A 17,138-nucleotide genomic window follows, 5' to 3' on the forward strand; every position below is an offset into this window, starting at 1 on the left:
TCACACACTTGACCTTGGGGGATCTCATGGCTCTTCGCGACCACATCATGGCGCTCGACATTCCTTTGCCCACGCGCGAGGAACTGCCCGAGGATTTGCAGAAGTATTTTTCAGTCTGCGACAAGAAACTCGGCATGGTGCCCAACGTGCTGGCGGCCTACAGCCACGATGCCGAGCAGCTGCGCACGTTCTCGCGTTTCTACAATGCGCTGATGTTCGGCGAGTCGGGGCTCTCCCATCTCGAGCGCGAAATGATCGCGGTGGTGGTGTCCTCGCAGAACCATTGCTTCTACTGCCTGACCGCCCACGGCGCGGCGGTGCGCGAGTATTCCGGCGACCCGGCGCTCGGCGAATTGATGGTGATGAATTTCCGCGCCGCCGAACTCTCGCCGCGCCACGGCGCGATGCTGCATTTCGCCGCCAAGCTCACCCTACACTGCGACGAAATCGACGAGCCCGACCGCCAGGCGCTGCGCGATGTCGGCTTCAGCGAGAAGGACATCTGGGACATCGCCAACGTCGCGGCCTTCTATAACATGACCAACCGCGTGGCGAGCGCCGTCGATATGCAACCGAACAAGGAATATCACGGCAAGCATCGCGTTGCCGCCCCCAAGTCCTGAGACCAAGCGCCTCCCATTCGGAATTTCCTCGGCATGAAGTTTCTACGCGCCACCGCGCTGGCGGTGGCTTGCGTCCTCCTCACTGTCCCGCCGCTGGCGGCGGCCGCCGCCAGCGGTCTGCCCGACGCCGTGCAGAAGGTCATGACGCGCCACAAGATCCCGGCCAGCGCCGTCAGCATCGAGGTGCAGGCGGTCGACGAGAACACCCCGCGTCTCGCGCTGAACGTCGATACGCTGCGCAACCCGGCGTCGACCGCCAAGGTCGTCACCACCTGGGCCGCGCTCGACATGTTCGGGCCGACCTACACGCTGCCGACCCGCATCTTCACCCATGGCCAGATCAGCGGTGAGACCTTGAAGGGCGACCTGGTCATCAAGGGCTATGGCGACCCGTTTCTCGTGATCGAGGATTTCTGGGCGCTGGTCGGCCAGATCCGCCGCTCCGGCATCCGTCACATCGAAGGTGACATCATCATCGACGACAGCGAGTTCATGGTCGAGGAAGACGACCCGGCGGCCTTCGACGGCAAGGGCGATGCGCTGTACAACGTGCTGCCCAGCGCCATGATGGTGAACTTCAAGTCCATCGATTTCGTGTTCGACGCCAATCCCGCCACCGGCAAGGTCGACATCACCACGGTGCCGGAGCTCGCCAATCTCGACATCGTCAACCACGTCAAGCTCACCAACGGGCCGTGCAAGGGCAACAGCCTGACCGCCGCGCTGCATCCGGTCGCCGCGGGCGCGGCGATGGGCACCGAGCAGATCGAGTTCGGCGGCCAGATGCCGGCGCGCTGCGATCGCTTCCAGACCTCGCGCGCAATCATGACGCCGCCCGCCTATACCTATGGCGCCTTCAAGGCCCTGTGGTTGCAGTGGGGCGGTACGCTCAAGGGCGGCTTCCGCGTCGAGGCCAAGCCGCCCAAGGCGCGCGCGCTGTTGACCTGGCAATCGCGACCGCTGGCGGAAATCATTCGTCCGCTCAACAAGTGGAGCAACAACCTCATGGCGCGCATGTTGTTGTTCACCATCGGCGCCAAGGACAACGCGCGCCCGGTGACGCGGGCACAGGGTGAAGCGACGCTGCTCAAGCACTTGCAGTCGCGCGGGCTCGACGTCACCGGCATCGTGATCGACAACGGCTCGGGCTTGTCGCGCACCACGCGCGTGTCGTCGCGCTTCATGACCGCGCTGCTGCGCCAGGCCTGGCATGCACCGCACATGCCGGAGTTCATGGCGTCGCTGTCGATCGCCGGCGTGGATGGCACCATGCGGCGACGCTTCCGCACCGGCGCCGAGCGCGGCCGCATGCATCTGAAGACCGGCAGTCTGCAGAATGTCTCGGCGGTGGCGGGCTACGTGCACGCCCAGAACGGCAAGACCTACGCGGTCAACGTGATGGTCAATTACGCCAACGCCAACTACGGCATCGGCACGGAGCTGCAGAACGCGCTGTTGTCGTGGGTCTACAAGCAGCCGTAGGCGATTGTCGCGTACGGTAGGTGCGAATTCATTCGCACACTGCTCTCAATGTCAGGCTGAAGCCTGACCCACAAAGGCGTGTGGGTCGGCTTCGCCCGACATGGTGACAGTGTGCGAATGAATTCGCACCTACACGGAATGCGCTGCGAGTGCTTCGTCCATGCGCGCCAGCACTTCGTCGAGCAGCGCGCGCGAGGTGGCGAAGTTGAGCCGCACGAAGCCCTCGCCCTCCTCGCCGAATGCGCGCCCGTCACTCAAGGCCACGCGCGCCCGCTTCAAGAAGAATTCCTGTGCATTGCCGGGCAAGCCGAGGCCGCGCATGTCCAGCCACGCTAGGTAAGTGGCCTGCGGCGGAAAATGCCGCACCGCCGGCCAGTGCTCGCGAACATGGGCGGCGACGTGATCGCGATTGGCGCGAAGATACGCGACCACTTCGTCCAGCCACGGCTGGCCGGCCGTCCACGCGGCCTCGACGGCGGCGATGGCCAGCGTGTTGGTGCCGCCGCGCGTGTGGGCCGGCAGGCGCTGGAAGCGCTCGCGCAGCGCACTCGAACCGAAATGCGCGAACGCCATGCACAGCCCGGCGATATTGAACGCCTTGCTGGCCGACATCAGGGTCACGGTGCGCGCGGCGACCTCGGGCGAGAGCGACGCGATGGGGATGTGACGCTCGCCGTTCAACATGAGCTCGGCATGGATCTCGTCGGAGATGATGATGAGATCGTGGCGCACGGCCAGTGCCGCCAGCCTGGACAATTCATCACGGGTGAAGGCCCGGCCGCTGGGATTGTGCGGACTGCACAGCATCAGCACCCGCGTGCCGCCATCGACCGCCGCCTCCAGCGCGTCGAAATCTATCGCGTAGCCTGTCGCCGTCGCCACCAGCGGACTCAGCACCGCGCGCCTGCCGGTCTCCGCCGCCGCGTGCAGGAACGGCGGGTAGATGGGGGTCTGGATCAACACGCCGTCGCCCGCCGCGCTCAAGGTCTCGAGCCCGACATACAGACCCTGCACCACGTCGCTCAGCACCACCACTTCGGCCGGATCGATATGCCAGCCGAAGCGTTCCGCGACCCGCGCCGCGAACAAGGCCGGCAAGCGGGTGCGCGCCGGCGCCAGCGGGTAACCGAGATCGTTGTTGGCGACGCGCTCGGCGAGCGCCGCGCGGATCGGCTCGGCGACTTCGAAATCCATGTCCGCCACCCACGCCGGCAGCACCTCGGCCGGGTACAGGGACCACTTCTGGCCGCGTCGCAGACGCAATTTCGATTCGCTCAATTGATCGACGCTCATGGCATTCCCGTGATCCCGAATTGCTGTAGGTGCGAATTTATTCGCACTTGCAGCGTCTGGTAAAGGCGCGCGTTGCGACGGTTAATGTGCGAATGAATTCGCACCTACAATGGGACGGAACGATTCGCGGAGAACGCCATGCCCCAACTCATCACCGGCCACAGCCGCGGCCTCGGCGCGGCCCTGACGCGGCGTGCGCTGGCGCGCGGCGAGACGGTCTACGGCGTCAGCCGCGGCCGCTATTCGCCGCGGCCCGGCGCGCTGCACGAGCTGGCCTTGGACCTTGCGCATCTCGACGGCATCGCACCAGCACTGACGCGCTTCGTGCCGGCCGAAGTGATGCTCGACGAGGTATGGCTGAACGCCGGTGTCCTCGGCCGCATCGCCAACCTGCGCGAGCTGGCGCAGGCCGACATCAACCGCGTGATGGATATCAACGTGTGGGCCAACAAGGCCATCATCGACTGGCTGGCCGCGCGCGCTCATGCACCGCGCCGCGTCGTGATGATCTCCTCCGGGGCCGGCGTGGTCGGCAACCATGGCTGGGGCGGCTACGCGTTGTCCAAGGCCACGCTCAACATGCTTGCGCAACTCTACGCGCATGAATTGCCCGGCACGCAGCTGCTGGCGCTGGCGCCGGGGCTGATCGACACCGACATGCAGAGCGCGTTGCGCGAGGTGGACGTCGCACGCTTCCCTTCGATCAAGCGCCTGCATGATGCCCACGGCAGCGCCGACATGCCCGATGCCGACACCGTCGCGGCGCGCATCGAGGCCGCCCGGCCAAGGCTCGCGACGCTGGCGAGCGGCAGCTTCGTCGACCTGCGCCGGCTTTGAGGGCGCCAAGCGTCGCTCAGATGGCCGCGCTCAGGCGTTTGAGCTCGTTGTTGAGGATGCGATCGTTGTCGCTGTAGTCCACCGGGCAGTCAATGAGGTGCACGCCCTCGGCCGCCAGGCACGCGGCCAGCAAGGGGCCGAGTTCGGCGGCGCTCGCCACGCGATGGCCATGGCCGCCGTAGCTCTCGACGTAGCGCACGAAATCGGGATTGCCATAGGTCAGCCCCCAATCCTCGAAGCCCATGTTGGCCTGCTTCCAGCGGATCATGCCGTAGGCATCGTCGCGCAGGATCAGCACCGTGAGGTTCATCTTCAGGCGCACCGCGGTCTCGAGTTCCTGGCTGTTCATCATGAAGCCGCCGTCGCCGCAGATGGCCATGATCTTGCGCTCGGGATGCACCAGGCGCGCGGCCATGGCCGACGGCAGACCGGCGCCCATGGTGGCAAGGGCATTGTCGAGCAGCACCGAATTGGGCACGTGCGCCTTGTAGTTGCGCGCGAACCAGATTTTGTACACGCCGTTGTCGAGCGCGATGATGCCGTCGGACGGCATGGCGTTGCGCACCTCGGCGACCAGTCGCTGCGGGTAGACGGGAAAGCGCGCGTCATCGGCGCCCTCGGCGCAATGCGCATCGCCGGCGCGGCGGATGGCGTCGATGCGGGTGAAATCCCAGTGCGGCTGCGGCGCGATGGTCTGCTTCATCTGCCAGATGGCGTTGGCGATGTCGCCCACCACTTCGATCTGCGGGAAATACACCGGGTCGACTTCGGCCGAGCGGAAATTGACGTGAATGACCTCGGGGCCGCCGTGCTTCATGAAGAACGGTGGCTTTTCGATCACGTCGTGGCCGACGTTGACGATGACGTCGGCGCTCTCGATGGCGCGGTGCACGAAGTCACCGGCCGACAAGGCGGCGTTGCCGACGAACTGCGCATGACGCTCGTCGATCACGCCCTTGCCGAGCTGGGTGGTGACGAACGGCATGCCGGTGTGTTCGATGAACTGCTGGAGCATGCGCGAGGTGATCTTGCGATTGGCGCCGGCGCCCACGATCAGCACCGGCGTGCGTGCCTTCTCGAGTCGATGCACGGCGGCGCGGATGGCCTTGTCCTCCGGGATCGCGCGACGCACCATGCTGCGCGCGATCGGCACGGTGTCGGTTTCTTCCTCGGCGATGTCTTCGGGAAATTCGAGATGCACCGCGCCTGGTTTTTCTTCCTCTGCGAGGCGGAACGATTCACGCACCCGTGAAGCGATGTTGTCGGCCGAGGCTATTTGGTGGGTGTACTTGGTGATGGGCCGCATCATGTCGACCACGTCGATGATCTGGAAGCGCCCCTGCTTGGACGATTTGATCGGCTTCTGGCCGGTGATCATCATCATCGGCATGCCGCCCAGCTGCGCATAGGCGGCGGCGGTCACGAAGTTGGTCGCGCCCGGTCCGAGCGTCGCCAGGCATACACCGGCATGGCCGGTGAGGCGTCCGTAGGTGGCGGCCATGAAACCGGCCGCCTGTTCGTGACGGGTCAGAATGAGGCGAATCTGCGTGGAGCGCGACAGCGCGTCGAGAAACGCGAGGTTCTCTTCGCCGGGAATGCCGAAGATGTACTTCACGCCCTCGCGCTCCAGGGCTTGGACAAACAATTCGGCAGCGTTCATGGCGTCCCCGCAAGATGATGGATGACTGGCGTCGCGCGTCGATGATGCGCGGCGCTGCGGCTTCTATCGGCCCGCGCCGCGCGAACTGTGGCGGCCGATCTCAGGCGCGCTCATCGACAGGGAAATCGGCGAAGGTATCGCGCACCCGCGCCACCGTCAGCAGCGCCGAGGCCGCCGCGACATCGGCGCCCATGCGCAGCGCCAACCAGGCGCCATGCGGGTGCGGCAGGCACAGGCTGAAATTGGCGACAAGCGCGATGAGCAACAGCCAGCGACCGTGGCGCCACGTACCGCGGGTCAGCGCGCCCGCCGCCGGTCGGCGCCGCGCGGCGGCCACCAATACCGCCACGGCCGGCAGCGTGGCGAGCAGCGCGGGCGCTTCGACCAGGCGCGCCACGTAGGCAAACTCGTTGCCGCTTTGCGGCAGGTGGCCGAGTGCCAGCAGGACCAGCGGGTGCACGGCCCACGCCATCACCAGCCACAGCACCGCCGGCACGCGCAGCGCGAAATGCTCGTCGTAAGCGTCGGGATGGTAGGCGAGACCGCGTACGCGGCGAGCGTCGTTCACGTCGCAAGGCATCCACGTCAGGGCCGTTCGACCACCTTGATCGGCGCGCCGCGCCCGATGCCCAGCGTCTCGGCGGCGTTCTGCTCGGCGCAGGCGATTTCCAGCACGCCGAAGGAATTGATGAGCCCGAGCAGGGCGCCGGGCCGTGCATCGCCATAGGTGCGCAACAAGGGCATCTCGTGGCCACCCGCCTGCACCAACGGCCGCTTGAAGGCTTCGATGTCGGCGCGTTCGATATTGGAGATGAGATTGCCGAAGTGATCGGTGGTGATGACCACGCCCGTCAACTGCGCGCCGCGTCGCTCGGCGGGCTCGATGATCGAGGGTACGTAATCGGAGGTCGGCTTGCCGAGCGCACCGCTGTCGAGTTCGCCGGCCGCGAGCCTGGCGGCGAGCGGCGCGAACACGTCGCGGCCGTGGAAAGTCGCACTGATGTCGCCGAGGGCATGGGCCTCGATGAGTTCGTCGCGCAGGCGAAACACCGTCGCGGCGGTTTTCTCGATGACCTCGGCCAGCAGGCCGTTGTCGGGCGCGAGGAAGGCGTGGCCGTCGCCGAGCGCCAAGAGCACGCTCCGGTCGGTGCCGACGCCCGGATCGACCACCGCCAGGTGCACCGTGCCGCTCGGGAAGTAGTGGTAGGATCGCGCAATCCAGAAGCCGGCTTCGGCCGGCCAGTGCACATAGGCTTCATGGGTGAGATCGATGATGCGGGCCGCCGGAAAGCGGCTCACGATCACGCCCTTCATGGTGCCGACGAACGGTCCACGATGGCCGAAGTCGGTGGTCACGGTGACGACGCCGCTCGGCTTGAAATGCTTGCTCATGTCTCCCCCATCGCGGCCCACGCGCCGCCGCTTCATTGTCACGGCAGGCGCGGCCGGGGCGCAATCGCGCCATGAGCACTGACTTGCGGCGTGACGACTGGGACTTGATCGCCTGCCCGGTGTGCGGCGGCGAGCAGTTCCGTCACCTGTTCGACAAAGGCGGCGAACCGTTCGTGCGCTGCACGGGCTGCGCGCTGACGCTCATCAATCCACGCCCGCCGTTCGCGCACATACGCGAGCACTACGACGCCGCCTACAGCGCCGGCTACACGCGCAAGGCCGAAGCAAAGATCATTCGTGCGCGCAAACGCGTGGCACGCATCGGCCGCGACAGTGGTCGCTGGCTGGATGTCGGCTGCTCGGCCGGCTTCGTGGTGAAGGCCGCCACCGAGGCCGGCTTCGAAGCCTGGGGCGTCGACATCGAAGCCGATGGCATCGCCTATGGCCGCGACACCCTCGGCCTGTCGCGCCTCGCCTGCGGCGTGCTCGAGGATCAGCATTATCCCGATGCACACTTCGACGTGATCTCGGCCTACGACGTCATCGAGCACGTGCCGGATCTCAACCGCTTCGTGGCCGAGCTGGCGCGCATACTCGCGCCCGGCGGCGTGATCGACATCGGCACCCCGGACATCGGCCATTGGCGCGTGCCGCGCGAGCTCGCGACATGGAACGAACTCAAACCTTCCGAACACCTGTACTACTTCAACCGCAAGACGCTGGACCGGCTGCTCGCCGCCCACGGCCTGCGCATCGTACGTAAGCGACTGGCGCTGAAGCCGGGCTTGAAAGTGCTGGTGGCGCGCGCCTGACGGCAACGGCGCCGTTGGCGGCGCGGTCGCCGCCTGTAGCACAATGCCGAGCATCCCAAGCCGGCCCCCGCCATGACCCATCCCGTCGCCGTCCCGCTGTGGCTGCTGCTCGTGCTGCTGGCCGCCGGTGCCTGGCTGTTGGCCGAACGCGTGTTGGTGCCGAGCGTGCGCTGGCTGTTTCGACGCAAGGTCAACCAGGCCATCGAACAGATGAATCGCCGCCTGCGCCTGGAGCTGCCGCCCTTCAAGTTGAACCGTCGCCAGGTGCTGATCGACCGCCTGACCTACGACCCGCAGGTGCTGGAAGTGGCGCAAGCCTGGGCCGCGCAGCAGGGCGTGCCACCGGCCGTCGCCATCGAACGCGTGCGCCGCTACGCGACCGAGATCTGTCCGTCCTTCAATGCCTACATGTATTTCCGCATCGGCAGCGCGCTGGCGCGCGCGCTGGTGCGCATGCTGTACCGGGTGCGCGTGGCCTACGCCGACAAGCAGGCGTTTCTCGGCATCGCGCCGCGTTCGAGCCTGGTGTTCGTCATCAATCATCGTTCCAACATGGACTACGTGCTGGCGTCGTACATGGTGGTGCGTCACGCCGCGCTGAGTTACGCGGTGGGCGAATGGGCACGCGTGTGGCCGGTGCAGCAGTTGATCCGCTCGATGGGCGCGTATTTCGTGCGGCGCAATTCCGGCGATGAACTCTATCGTAAGGTGCTGGCGCGCTACGTGCAGATGGCCATCGAGGGCGGCATCGTGCAGGCGGTGTTTCCCGAAGGCGGATTGAGTCGCGACGGCCACCTGCGGCCGCCCAAGCTCGGCCTCATCGACTACATGGTGCGCAACTTCGACGCGCAAGCCGAGCGCGACGTGGTGTTCATTCCGGTCGGCGTCAACTACGACCGTGTGCTGGAGGATCGCAGTTTGTTGTTGTCGGCCGACGACAGCGTCACCGCGCCCGGCGCGCTCACCGCGACGCGCAACACGCTGGCCTTCATCGGCCGCAACCTCGCGCTGCGCTTACGCAACGAATGGCGGCGCTTCGGTCACGCCGCCGTGCAGTTCGGACGGCCGTTGTCCTTGCGCGACTACTGCGCGCAGGGCGGCGTCGACTTCCGCGCCGGCGACGCCGCGCAGCGTCACGCCAAGGTCGCCGTGCTCGCGGAACAGCTGATGGCCGAGGTGGCCGCCAACATCCCGGTGCTGTCGGTGCCGCTCATCGCCCTGACCCTGCTCGCCGCGCCCACACGCCGCTACACCGCGCTCGAACTCAAGGCCGCGCTGCAGGAGCGGCTCGACAGCCTGCGCCGCGACGGCAATCGCTATCTGATGCACGACGCCGCCAGCAGCCAGGCCATCGACAACGGACTGGCGATGATGGAAGTCCGGCGCCTGGTGCTGGTGGAAGATGGGCTGTATCGCCTGAACGGCGCCGAGCAGGCGCTGGTCGCCTATTACGCACGTTCCATCACACACTTGTTTGCCGGCTCGACGACGCCATCGCCGCCCGTGGCATGGCAGAATCAGGCGCCATGACGACTGCCACTACCACGGCGCGACTGCGCCCCGAGCCCAATCGCACGCCGCCCCGCGGCACGGTGCCGATCCGCGCCTTCCTGTTCGATACCTATGGCACGGTGTGCGACTTCTTCCAGCCCATGAAACGCGCGCTGACGGCGCTGGCCGAGCGCCAGGGCGTGGAGCGCGATACCGCCACGCTGGCGGTCGCGTGGCGCAACGCCTACATGAAGTCGGTCGGCCGTCACGTCATGGAGGGTCGTCCGTTCCGGCCGCTGTTCGACATGCAGCGCGAAGACCTCGCGGAACTGGTCGGGCGGCATTTCCCCGCGCGTTTGAGCGCGCAGGAACTCGATGAACTGACCAGCACCTGGCGGCGTCTCGAGCCGTGGCCCGATGCGGTGCCGGGCCTCACCGCCCTCAAGGCCCACGCGCTGGTCGCGCCGCTCAGCAACGGCAACTTCGACGACATGGCGGCGCTCGCGCGTCATGCCGGACTGCCGTGGGACGTGATCCTGGGCTCGTCCCTCGCGCGCCAGTACAAGCCGCATCCCGATGTGTACCTGCACGCGGCGCGTGCCCTCAATCTCGAGCCTGCGCAGTGCTGCATGGTGGCCGCTCACCAGTTCGACCTGCATTTCGCCGCCGGCCATGGCATGCAGACCGCGTTCGTGATGCGGCCGCTGGAGTTCGGCGGCGCGATACGGCCGGCGGTGCCGGAACCCGGCGTCGACTATTCCTACGCGGCGGAGATGCACGCCGAGCACGACTGGACCTACGTCGCCACGGATCTCCTGCACCTCGCCGCCCAGCACGCGGCGCAGTGCACCAGCGCGCGGTAAAGCATCGATGGCGCGACGCGAAGATTCCGTGGCCATGACCGCCCTGCGCATTGCCGGCCAGGTGCTGCGCGAGCGCATTCGTCCGCAGATGGCGACGCGCGCCGAGGATGTGCCGAGTTCGGTGGCGGTGCTGACTCCCGCCTGGTGGACGGCGGTGTTGTGCGCCGGCCATCCCGGCGCCCAGGTGCTCGGGTTCGACGTCATGGGCGAATCGGCCGGCACCCATCAACGGCATCGCTTCCTGTTGCGCTACAACGAGGCGGGCCACATCGCGCGCCTGCCGATGGCGGTATTCACCAAGACCCTGCCCAATGTCCTGACGCGCATGATCGGCGGCTACAACGGCACGGCACGCGCCGAAGGACGTTTCTACCGGGAGATTCGCCCGGCGCTCGCCATCGAAGCGCCGCACGGCTATCACACCGCCTTCGATCGCGACACGCTGGCCGGCATCAACGTGCTGGAAGACATTGCCACCACGCGCGGCGCGCGCTTCTGCGATGCCGACACCTATGTCTCGCGCGAGATGGCCGAAAGCATGGTCGACCTGCTCGCGCAATTGCATGCCCACGCCTACGACAGCGCGCGGCTCGACAACGAGTGGCGCTGGCTGGCCAATTTCGCCGACTGGTTCGAGATCGGCGCGCGCAAGATGGCCACCGAGCACTACACGCGCAAGGCCATGCTGCGCATGCGCGAACGCGTACCGGCGCGGCTCATGAAGCGCCTCGACGAGATCTGGCCGGCGACGGTCGCCGCCAGCGCCATCCATCGCCAGGGCCCGCGCGGCCTGCTGCATTCGGACGTGCACATCGGCAACTGGTATCGCAACCTGCGCGGACGCATGGGCCTGTTCGACTGGCAGTGCGTGGCGCAGGGCCATTGGTCGCGCGACATCGCCTACGCGCTGTCGGCGGCCTTGACGGTCGAAGACCGCCGCGCCTGGGAGCGCGCGCTGCTGGCGCGCTATCTCGAGATCCTCTGCAACACCGCCGGCGTCTACATCGACACCGATTTCGCCTGGAAGCATTACCGCGCGCAGATGCTGCACGCGCTGTGGATGTGGACCATCACCTTGTGCCACTCACGCTGGCTGCCGGCCATGCAGCCCGCGGCGGTGTCGGTGGAAATGATCGAACGCATCGCCACCGCCGTCGACGATCTCGACAGTCTCGACGCGGCGACGCGCGGCTGAGTCCATCCAGCCGCGCATGGCCAGGGCGCCGGCTCAGCCGGCGCTGGCGAGTGGCTCGGCCGCCGCGGCGGACTGCCAGCGATTCAAACGCAGCAACTGCCCGGGCGTGGCCTGGGTGCAGACACCGTCCTTGAAGGTCACCACGCCGTTCACCAGGATCCAGCGATAGCCCTCGGCGCGCTGGATGCGTCGCCACTCGTTGGCGGGAAAGTCGTAGGCCACTTCGTAGTCCACTTCCGGCACGCGCTTGAGGTTCTCGAAGTCGTAGACCACGATGTCGGCCGGCGCGCCTTCGCGCAGGAAACCGCTGTCGAGGAAACCCGCGGCCTGCGCCGGCAGGTAGCTCAGGCGGTAGTGCGCCTGTTCGAGCGTCAGTTCGCCGGTCTCGCGCACCAGCCAGGTGATCATGTCGGTGGTGAAGGAACCGCCGGTGAAGAACTTGGTATGCGCGCCACCGTCGGAGATGCCCGGCATGATGTGCTGGTTGCGCACCAGCTCGCCGACCTTCTTGTGATCGGTGCTCGACAACTCGTTGGTGCGGAACAGCACTTTCAGGGAACCGGCGATGCCGATGTCGAGCATGGCCTCGATGTGATGCTTGCCCTCCGCCGCCGCAATCTCGCCGAGCGTGCGTCCGCAGTAGTGTGCGAGCTCCGGATGATCGGGGGTCTCCTGCACGATGAGACCGCTGATGGGGCCACCGACGCCGGTGGTCACCAGGATCTCTTCATCGGCAATCAGGCGGCCACGCATGTCGGCGCTGCGCATCTTGTCGATGCGCTCGGCGATGCTGCCTTGCGTCAGTTCATTCCAGGCCGGGCTCGAATCGTAGAGATTCCAGTGCTCGAGCGTGAACTGGTAGGCGGCGCGCACCGTGACCGCCTGGCCATAGATGCGCTTACCGTCGGCGAAGCATTCGTCCAGCCATTTCAGGGCGGCGTGATGGGCGGTTTCATAGCCGGGCGCATCCATGGCGATGATGGCGTTGTACAGCACCGGGCGGCCCGAGCGGCGCGCGATCTCCTCGACGAACTTGCTGTCCTTGGGATCGTTGGTCTTGAGCGGCTCGCCGGTGGTGGCGTTGATCATCTCGATGAAGCCCTCGCCGCGATCGGCCAGCACGTCAGCGAGCGCGAGCAGGGTTTCGTCGGGCATGACGTCGGTCGGCATGGGCGTGCCGTCGTAATCGGCCTGCATGGAATTCTTGCCGAAGCGCTGGCAGCTCCAGCCCATCATGCCGGCGTCCATGGCTTCGTGCACCACGCGCTTGATTTCGCCCATCTCGTCGGCGCTGGGCATGCGCCCGGCCTTGGCCGCTTCGAGGCCCATCACGTGCACCAGCACCGGGTTGAGCGGCACGTAGCTCAACAGGTTGACGCCCTTGGGAATGCGCTCGAGGTGATCCATCCACTCCGGCAAGGTCTCCCAATCCCAATCGAGCCCCATGCCTTCGACCATCGATTCGTAGGGGATCTGCTCGGTACGCGTCATCATGCGCAGCAGCCGTTCGCGCACTTCGGGGCGCGCCGGCGCGAAGCCGAAGCCGCAGTTGCCGATGGCGACGGAAGTCACGCCGTGCCAGCCGGAGATGGTGCAGTACGGGTCCCAATGCACCTGGGCATCGTAATGGGTATGCAGGTCGACGAAGCCCGGCGCAACGATGAGACCGCTGGCGTCGATGACTTCGCGTGCCTGGCTTGCATCGATGCGGCCAATCTTGGCGATGCGGCCGTGGCGGATGGCGATGTCGCCGTGGAAGCGTGGCAGACCGGTACCATCGATGATGGTGCCGTTCTTGATGACGGTATCGTATTGGTTCATGAGCTCTCCCCTTGTGAATGACAGGCGCACGCTGGAGCGTGTCTGGCCTTAGGGCCCTGGTCAAAATTATCTCGACATTCGGCCGCGCCTGGCTGGCCGCTGCGGCGTTGCGATTCTTGGCAATAGCACGCTATTACCTGCGAATCGCGCCTTGCCGCGACCACCCAGTCGCACCCTCGGTGTTGACGAGATAATTTTGACCAGGGCCCTTACTTGATTATGGGAATCGCTGGTCTAGCCTTTGTGCATGACGCGCCAAACTTTATCCATTTGACGCCACGCCGTGGCCCTGCACGACGCCGTCATCATTTCCGGGGCGCTGGTCGGCGCGCGTGAACTGATCGTCGAGTGTGGTCAGGACCCGCTGGCGCTCGCCAGCCGCGCGCAACTCCATGCGCGCGCCTTCGACGAACCGGACCTGTTCGTACGCGCGGCGGCAATGGTGGATTTCCTGGAACTCGCGGCCCGCGCCTGCCAGGCGCCCGACTTCGCCCTGCGTCATGCGCAGCGTCTGCCGCTCGGCATCCTCGGCCAGGGCTGGATGATCATGCGCGCCGCCGACTCGGTGGGCGCGGCCCTGCGCGACTTCGCCGCGCTTTACGGCATCTACACCGATGCCGGCAGCCTCGCCATGCACAAGGACGGCAACGATGCGTGGCTGCGCTACGACTTCCTGCCGATCGGACGCTGGGGCGAGCGCCAGATCATCCACCTCACCCTGGGCTGCATCCGCCTGTTCGTGGCAGCGAGCCTGGCGCGCCCCGCCTGGCACCCACCGCGTGTGCTGTTGCGCGACGTGCCTCATGACCCGCGGCCCTACGTGGAATTCTTCGGCCATGGCGTGCGCTTCGGCCAGGACCGCGACGCGCTGCTGGTCGACGGGCGCACCTTGAAGGCGGCCATGGGCTCGGGCGCGGTGCGCGCACGCGTGCATCGCAGCCTGCTGCGTCAATCGGCCAGTCCGTCGCGCGCAGTGGTGGCGCAGGTCAAAGCCCTGCTCGGCACCTTGCTGCGGCACGACGAACACCGCGGCATGCAGGCCATGGGCGCGGCCTTGGGCATGGCTTCACGCACGCTGCAAAGGCGCCTGACCGAAGCCGGCACCAGTTACCGCGAGTTGACCGATGATGTGCGCAGCGACCTGGCCCTGCGCCATGTCCAACGCAGCGATCTCAGCTTCGGACAGGTGGCCAACCTGCTCGGCTACGACAGCCAGGCGGCCTTCAGCCGTGCATTCCGGCGCTGGCATGGTGTGACGCCGCGCGAAGCGCGGCGGCCGCAGATGAAGTGTCAGACTGAAGTCTGACCCACAGGAATTCAATGAGCGCTTTGATGGTGGGTCAGAGTCGAGCGTGCCCCACAGAAATTCGATGCGCGCTTTGCTCGTGGGTCAGACTTCAGTCTGACTTTCACAGTCATGCCTTCCCACTCACGCCAGCCCCAGCACCGCCTTGCCGCGCGCGAGGTAATCGATGCGATCATCGATGCCGTTGAAGCCACCGTTGATGCGCCGCGTGATGCCGCGCACGTCGTCGGCGTCGGCGAGCTTGTTCAGATCGCGCGTCTGCCAGAACCAGCAGGCGACATCCACCGCCGCGTAGGGATCGCTCGCGAGCTTGTCCGGCTTGGCGAGATAATCGACGCCACTGGCCTTGCTGTAGGCGGCGTAATTGGCGCGGCCGGTGAGTTGGATGAGACCGCGGCCCTTGTAGCGCGGCCCGTCGCCGGCCTGGGTGTTGCCGAGATCGACGCGCCCTTCGTAGGCACGCCCATCGGCCAGCTCCTCGGCGTAACGGAAGGCGCCGGATTCATGCGCGAGCTGGGCGATGAAATGCGCGATGCGCAGCGGCGTGGTGATGGCGTACTTGCGCATGCCCGCCACCAGCGGTTCGAAGTAGAGATCGATGCGCTTGGGCGTCGCCTGCGGCATCACCACCGCCAGCTTTTCCTTACTCGGCCCGGCCGGCAGCCCGGCCAGCAAGGCCTTGATGGTGGCATCGGCCGGAACCACCATCAGATCCGAGGACGGCAGCTTCATGACTTCGGTTTCGAAACGCGCCAGGGTCTTCAAGGTACCGGGGCCGATGCGGCCATCGGGTTTCAACGCGGCGGGCTTGGGATCGGCGAAGCGCGGCAGGTTGAGGTTCAACAGGATCTGCACGATGGTGACATCCACCAAATCGTTGCGGCCGCTCTGGCCGACGCTGCTCTTGATGCACATGGCGTCCCCTTCCCTTGTTTGTCACCCGTGGTGGCGCATGGCCGTCATCACGGCGCTTCGATGGTATAGCGCTCGAGGTCGACCTGTCGCGCGCCGGCGGGGTCGAGCTTGAGCGTCGGCGGTGGCTGGTAGCTGCCGCGCCGGCCGGGCTCCACCACGCTGTCGGCCTCGAGGCGCGCATTCACCGAATGATGGATGGCCGAGCCGCGCGCGATGGGTCGGTCGACTTCGATTTGCGAACGCGCGATGTCGTGGATGGCGCCGCCGAAACGTTCGACCAGCGCGCCCAGCGCCAGCAGCTTGTGCTTCTGGCCGCCGCCCGGCGCCAGGAATTCACCCAGGGAATCGCGCCGCAGCGCAGTGGCGTCGGGCGCGGCGCGTTGAAAGAGCGCGCCGTCGACGCTGAGACCCTGCTGCGCGGCGGCGCGCGCCATCCAGGTCAGGGCGATGTCCGACAACCCGGTATCGGCATAGCCGCCGCCGACATTGGAATGGGCGCCGGCGAACCACACCTGCTTGACGCCGCTGCCGGCTTGGTTGATGCGCGGCGGCAGGCCGCGCGCATCGGTCCACAGCGTGGGCAGGAAGGGTTCGCGTCGCTCGTCGATGGCCAGCGCATGACAGGCCGCGTTGACGCGGGGACTCAATTCGGTGTCGAGAAAGCCGAACCACTCCTCGCGCAGTTTCGAATCGATGCCGCGCAACGCCGGGATCACCAGCTTGTCCGGCAGGCCCAGCGCACCGACCGTATCCCACACGCCGATGAAATGAATGTCGGCGTCGTGACAGTTGCGCGCCTTGAACAGCGCGATGTCGTCGCGGTTACGCACGTCGTAGCCATGTTTGTAGAGCGCGAAGACCTTGTCGGTCGCATCGGGCAGCAGGTTGGGATCCTGGGTGGTGGTGAGCACGTCGGCCAGGCGCGGTTCGATGGCCAGCCGCCTGTGATCGACATCCTTGCGCAGCACGCCACAGCGCAACACCATGCCGGCCAGGCTGCGCGCCGAGTAGGCGCCGCGTGAAAAGCCGAAGATGAAGATCTGGTCGCCCGCGTCGTAGACCCGGATCAAGGCGCGATAGGCGTCCTTGATCTGGTTGAACAGGCCCCAGCCGAAAGCGCCGCCGCTGATTTTCTCGAAGGGCCGCGTGCCGACCCCGGCGAAGTAGCGGTCGACCTGCGCGGGCGAGTTGACGAGCGCCTTGTAGAGCTTGAGGACATTGGTTTCGACCTCCACGCCGTGGTCGGTCTGGCCCTCTTCGTTCCAGGTTCCGTCCAGGCACAACACGATGCGCTTCGCCATTGCCAACCATCCTTACGCGTGTCCAAAGCATGCTGCGCGGCGCGCCGAGCGAGGGCGCGTATCGTCATGCAGCGTGGCGCGAATTTGCCATCGGCCACGCGCCTGCTGCAACCAAGCTTGCGGTGAATATTCACATGCTCACGCCGA

At 66.4% G+C, this 17,138-nt stretch carries 15 protein-coding genes; 8 read left to right on the forward strand and 7 right to left on the reverse strand.

Features of this window, described 5'->3' with window-relative positions; all coding sequences use genetic code 11:
- Positions 1-26: 26 nt before the first annotated feature.
- Both IPM80_08215 and dacB read left to right on the forward strand, forming a co-directional pair.
- Positions 27-623 (forward strand): peroxidase-related enzyme, encoded by a 597-nt coding sequence (locus IPM80_08215; protein ID MBK8958410.1) that lies wholly within the window; start codon positions 27-29, stop codon positions 621-623.
- Between the two features lie 33 nt (positions 624-656).
- Complete coding sequence (dacB, locus tag IPM80_08220) at positions 657-2,105, forward strand: D-alanyl-D-alanine carboxypeptidase/D-alanyl-D-alanine-endopeptidase (protein MBK8958411.1); 1,449 nt, start codon at positions 657-659, stop codon at positions 2,103-2,105.
- A 129-nt stretch (positions 2,106-2,234) separates the two neighbouring features.
- Here the strand turns inward: dacB and IPM80_08225 are convergent, their stop codons facing one another.
- Positions 2,235-3,398, reverse strand: a complete 1,164-nt coding sequence (locus IPM80_08225) for a pyridoxal phosphate-dependent aminotransferase (protein ID MBK8958412.1) — start codon at positions 3,396-3,398, stop codon at positions 2,235-2,237.
- Positions 3,399-3,536: 138 nt separating this feature from the next.
- On the opposite strand from IPM80_08225, the gene IPM80_08230 reads away from it, so the two are divergent.
- Positions 3,537-4,235, forward strand: a complete 699-nt coding sequence (locus IPM80_08230; protein ID MBK8958413.1) for an SDR family NAD(P)-dependent oxidoreductase — start codon at positions 3,537-3,539, stop codon at positions 4,233-4,235.
- Between the two features lie 16 nt (positions 4,236-4,251).
- Here IPM80_08230 and IPM80_08235 read toward each other — a convergent pair whose 3' ends face one another.
- The 3 genes from IPM80_08235 to IPM80_08245 form a co-directional block, all read right to left on the reverse strand.
- Positions 4,252-5,895: an acetolactate synthase large subunit gene (locus IPM80_08235; GenBank protein ID MBK8958414.1), complete on the reverse strand. Its 1,644-nt coding sequence runs from the start codon at positions 5,893-5,895 to the stop codon at positions 4,252-4,254.
- Positions 5,896-5,995: 100 nt separating this feature from the next.
- Entirely contained in the window at positions 5,996-6,463 is a 468-nt protein-coding gene (locus IPM80_08240) for a DUF2919 family protein (GenBank protein MBK8958415.1), read from the reverse strand.
- Between the two features lie 17 nt (positions 6,464-6,480).
- Positions 6,481-7,287, reverse strand: coding sequence for an SAM-dependent chlorinase/fluorinase (locus tag IPM80_08245; GenBank protein MBK8958416.1), 807 nt, complete (start codon positions 7,285-7,287; stop codon positions 6,481-6,483).
- Between the two features lie 71 nt (positions 7,288-7,358).
- Between IPM80_08245 and IPM80_08250 the strand changes: the two genes are divergently transcribed.
- From IPM80_08250 to IPM80_08265, 4 genes are all read left to right on the forward strand, one after another.
- Positions 7,359-8,099 carry a class I SAM-dependent methyltransferase gene (locus IPM80_08250; GenBank protein ID MBK8958417.1) on the forward strand — a complete coding sequence of 247 codons (741 nt, stop codon included), beginning with the start codon at positions 7,359-7,361 and terminating at the stop codon, positions 8,097-8,099.
- 72 nt (positions 8,100-8,171) lie between these two features.
- Positions 8,172-9,629, forward strand: coding sequence for a 1-acyl-sn-glycerol-3-phosphate acyltransferase (locus IPM80_08255; GenBank protein MBK8958418.1), 1,458 nt, complete (start codon positions 8,172-8,174; stop codon positions 9,627-9,629).
- Entirely contained in the window at positions 9,626-10,453 is an 828-nt protein-coding gene (locus tag IPM80_08260; GenBank protein ID MBK8958419.1) for a haloacid dehalogenase type II, read from the forward strand. The genes IPM80_08255 and IPM80_08260 overlap by 4 nt, the downstream gene beginning before the upstream one ends.
- Before the next feature lie 28 nt (positions 10,454-10,481).
- Positions 10,482-11,648 carry an aminoglycoside phosphotransferase family protein gene (locus IPM80_08265; protein MBK8958420.1) on the forward strand — a complete coding sequence of 389 codons (1,167 nt, stop codon included), beginning with the start codon at positions 10,482-10,484 and terminating at the stop codon, positions 11,646-11,648.
- A 33-nt stretch (positions 11,649-11,681) separates the two neighbouring features.
- On the opposite strand, the gene IPM80_08270 is transcribed toward IPM80_08265, so the two are convergent.
- Positions 11,682-13,469, reverse strand: coding sequence for an amidohydrolase family protein (locus IPM80_08270; GenBank protein ID MBK8958421.1), 1,788 nt, complete (start codon positions 13,467-13,469; stop codon positions 11,682-11,684).
- A 283-nt stretch (positions 13,470-13,752) separates the two neighbouring features.
- Between IPM80_08270 and IPM80_08275 the strand changes: the two genes are divergently transcribed.
- Positions 13,753-14,775, forward strand: coding sequence for an AraC family transcriptional regulator ligand-binding domain-containing protein (locus tag IPM80_08275; GenBank protein MBK8958422.1), 1,023 nt, complete (start codon positions 13,753-13,755; stop codon positions 14,773-14,775).
- 123 nt (positions 14,776-14,898) lie between these two features.
- Here IPM80_08275 and IPM80_08280 read toward each other — a convergent pair whose 3' ends face one another.
- Together IPM80_08280 and IPM80_08285 are read right to left on the reverse strand one after the other, a co-directional pair.
- Positions 14,899-15,690 carry a glycoside hydrolase family 19 protein gene (locus tag IPM80_08280; GenBank protein ID MBK8958423.1) on the reverse strand — a complete coding sequence of 264 codons (792 nt, stop codon included), beginning with the start codon at positions 15,688-15,690 and terminating at the stop codon, positions 14,899-14,901.
- 47 nt (positions 15,691-15,737) lie between these two features.
- Positions 15,738-16,991 (reverse strand): DUF2235 domain-containing protein, encoded by a 1,254-nt coding sequence (locus IPM80_08285; protein MBK8958424.1) that lies wholly within the window; start codon positions 16,989-16,991, stop codon positions 15,738-15,740.
- Positions 16,992-17,138 lie beyond the last annotated feature (147 nt).

The sequence above is a fragment of the Pseudomonadota bacterium genome (assembly GCA_016719885.1).
GTDB lineage: Bacteria > Pseudomonadota > Gammaproteobacteria.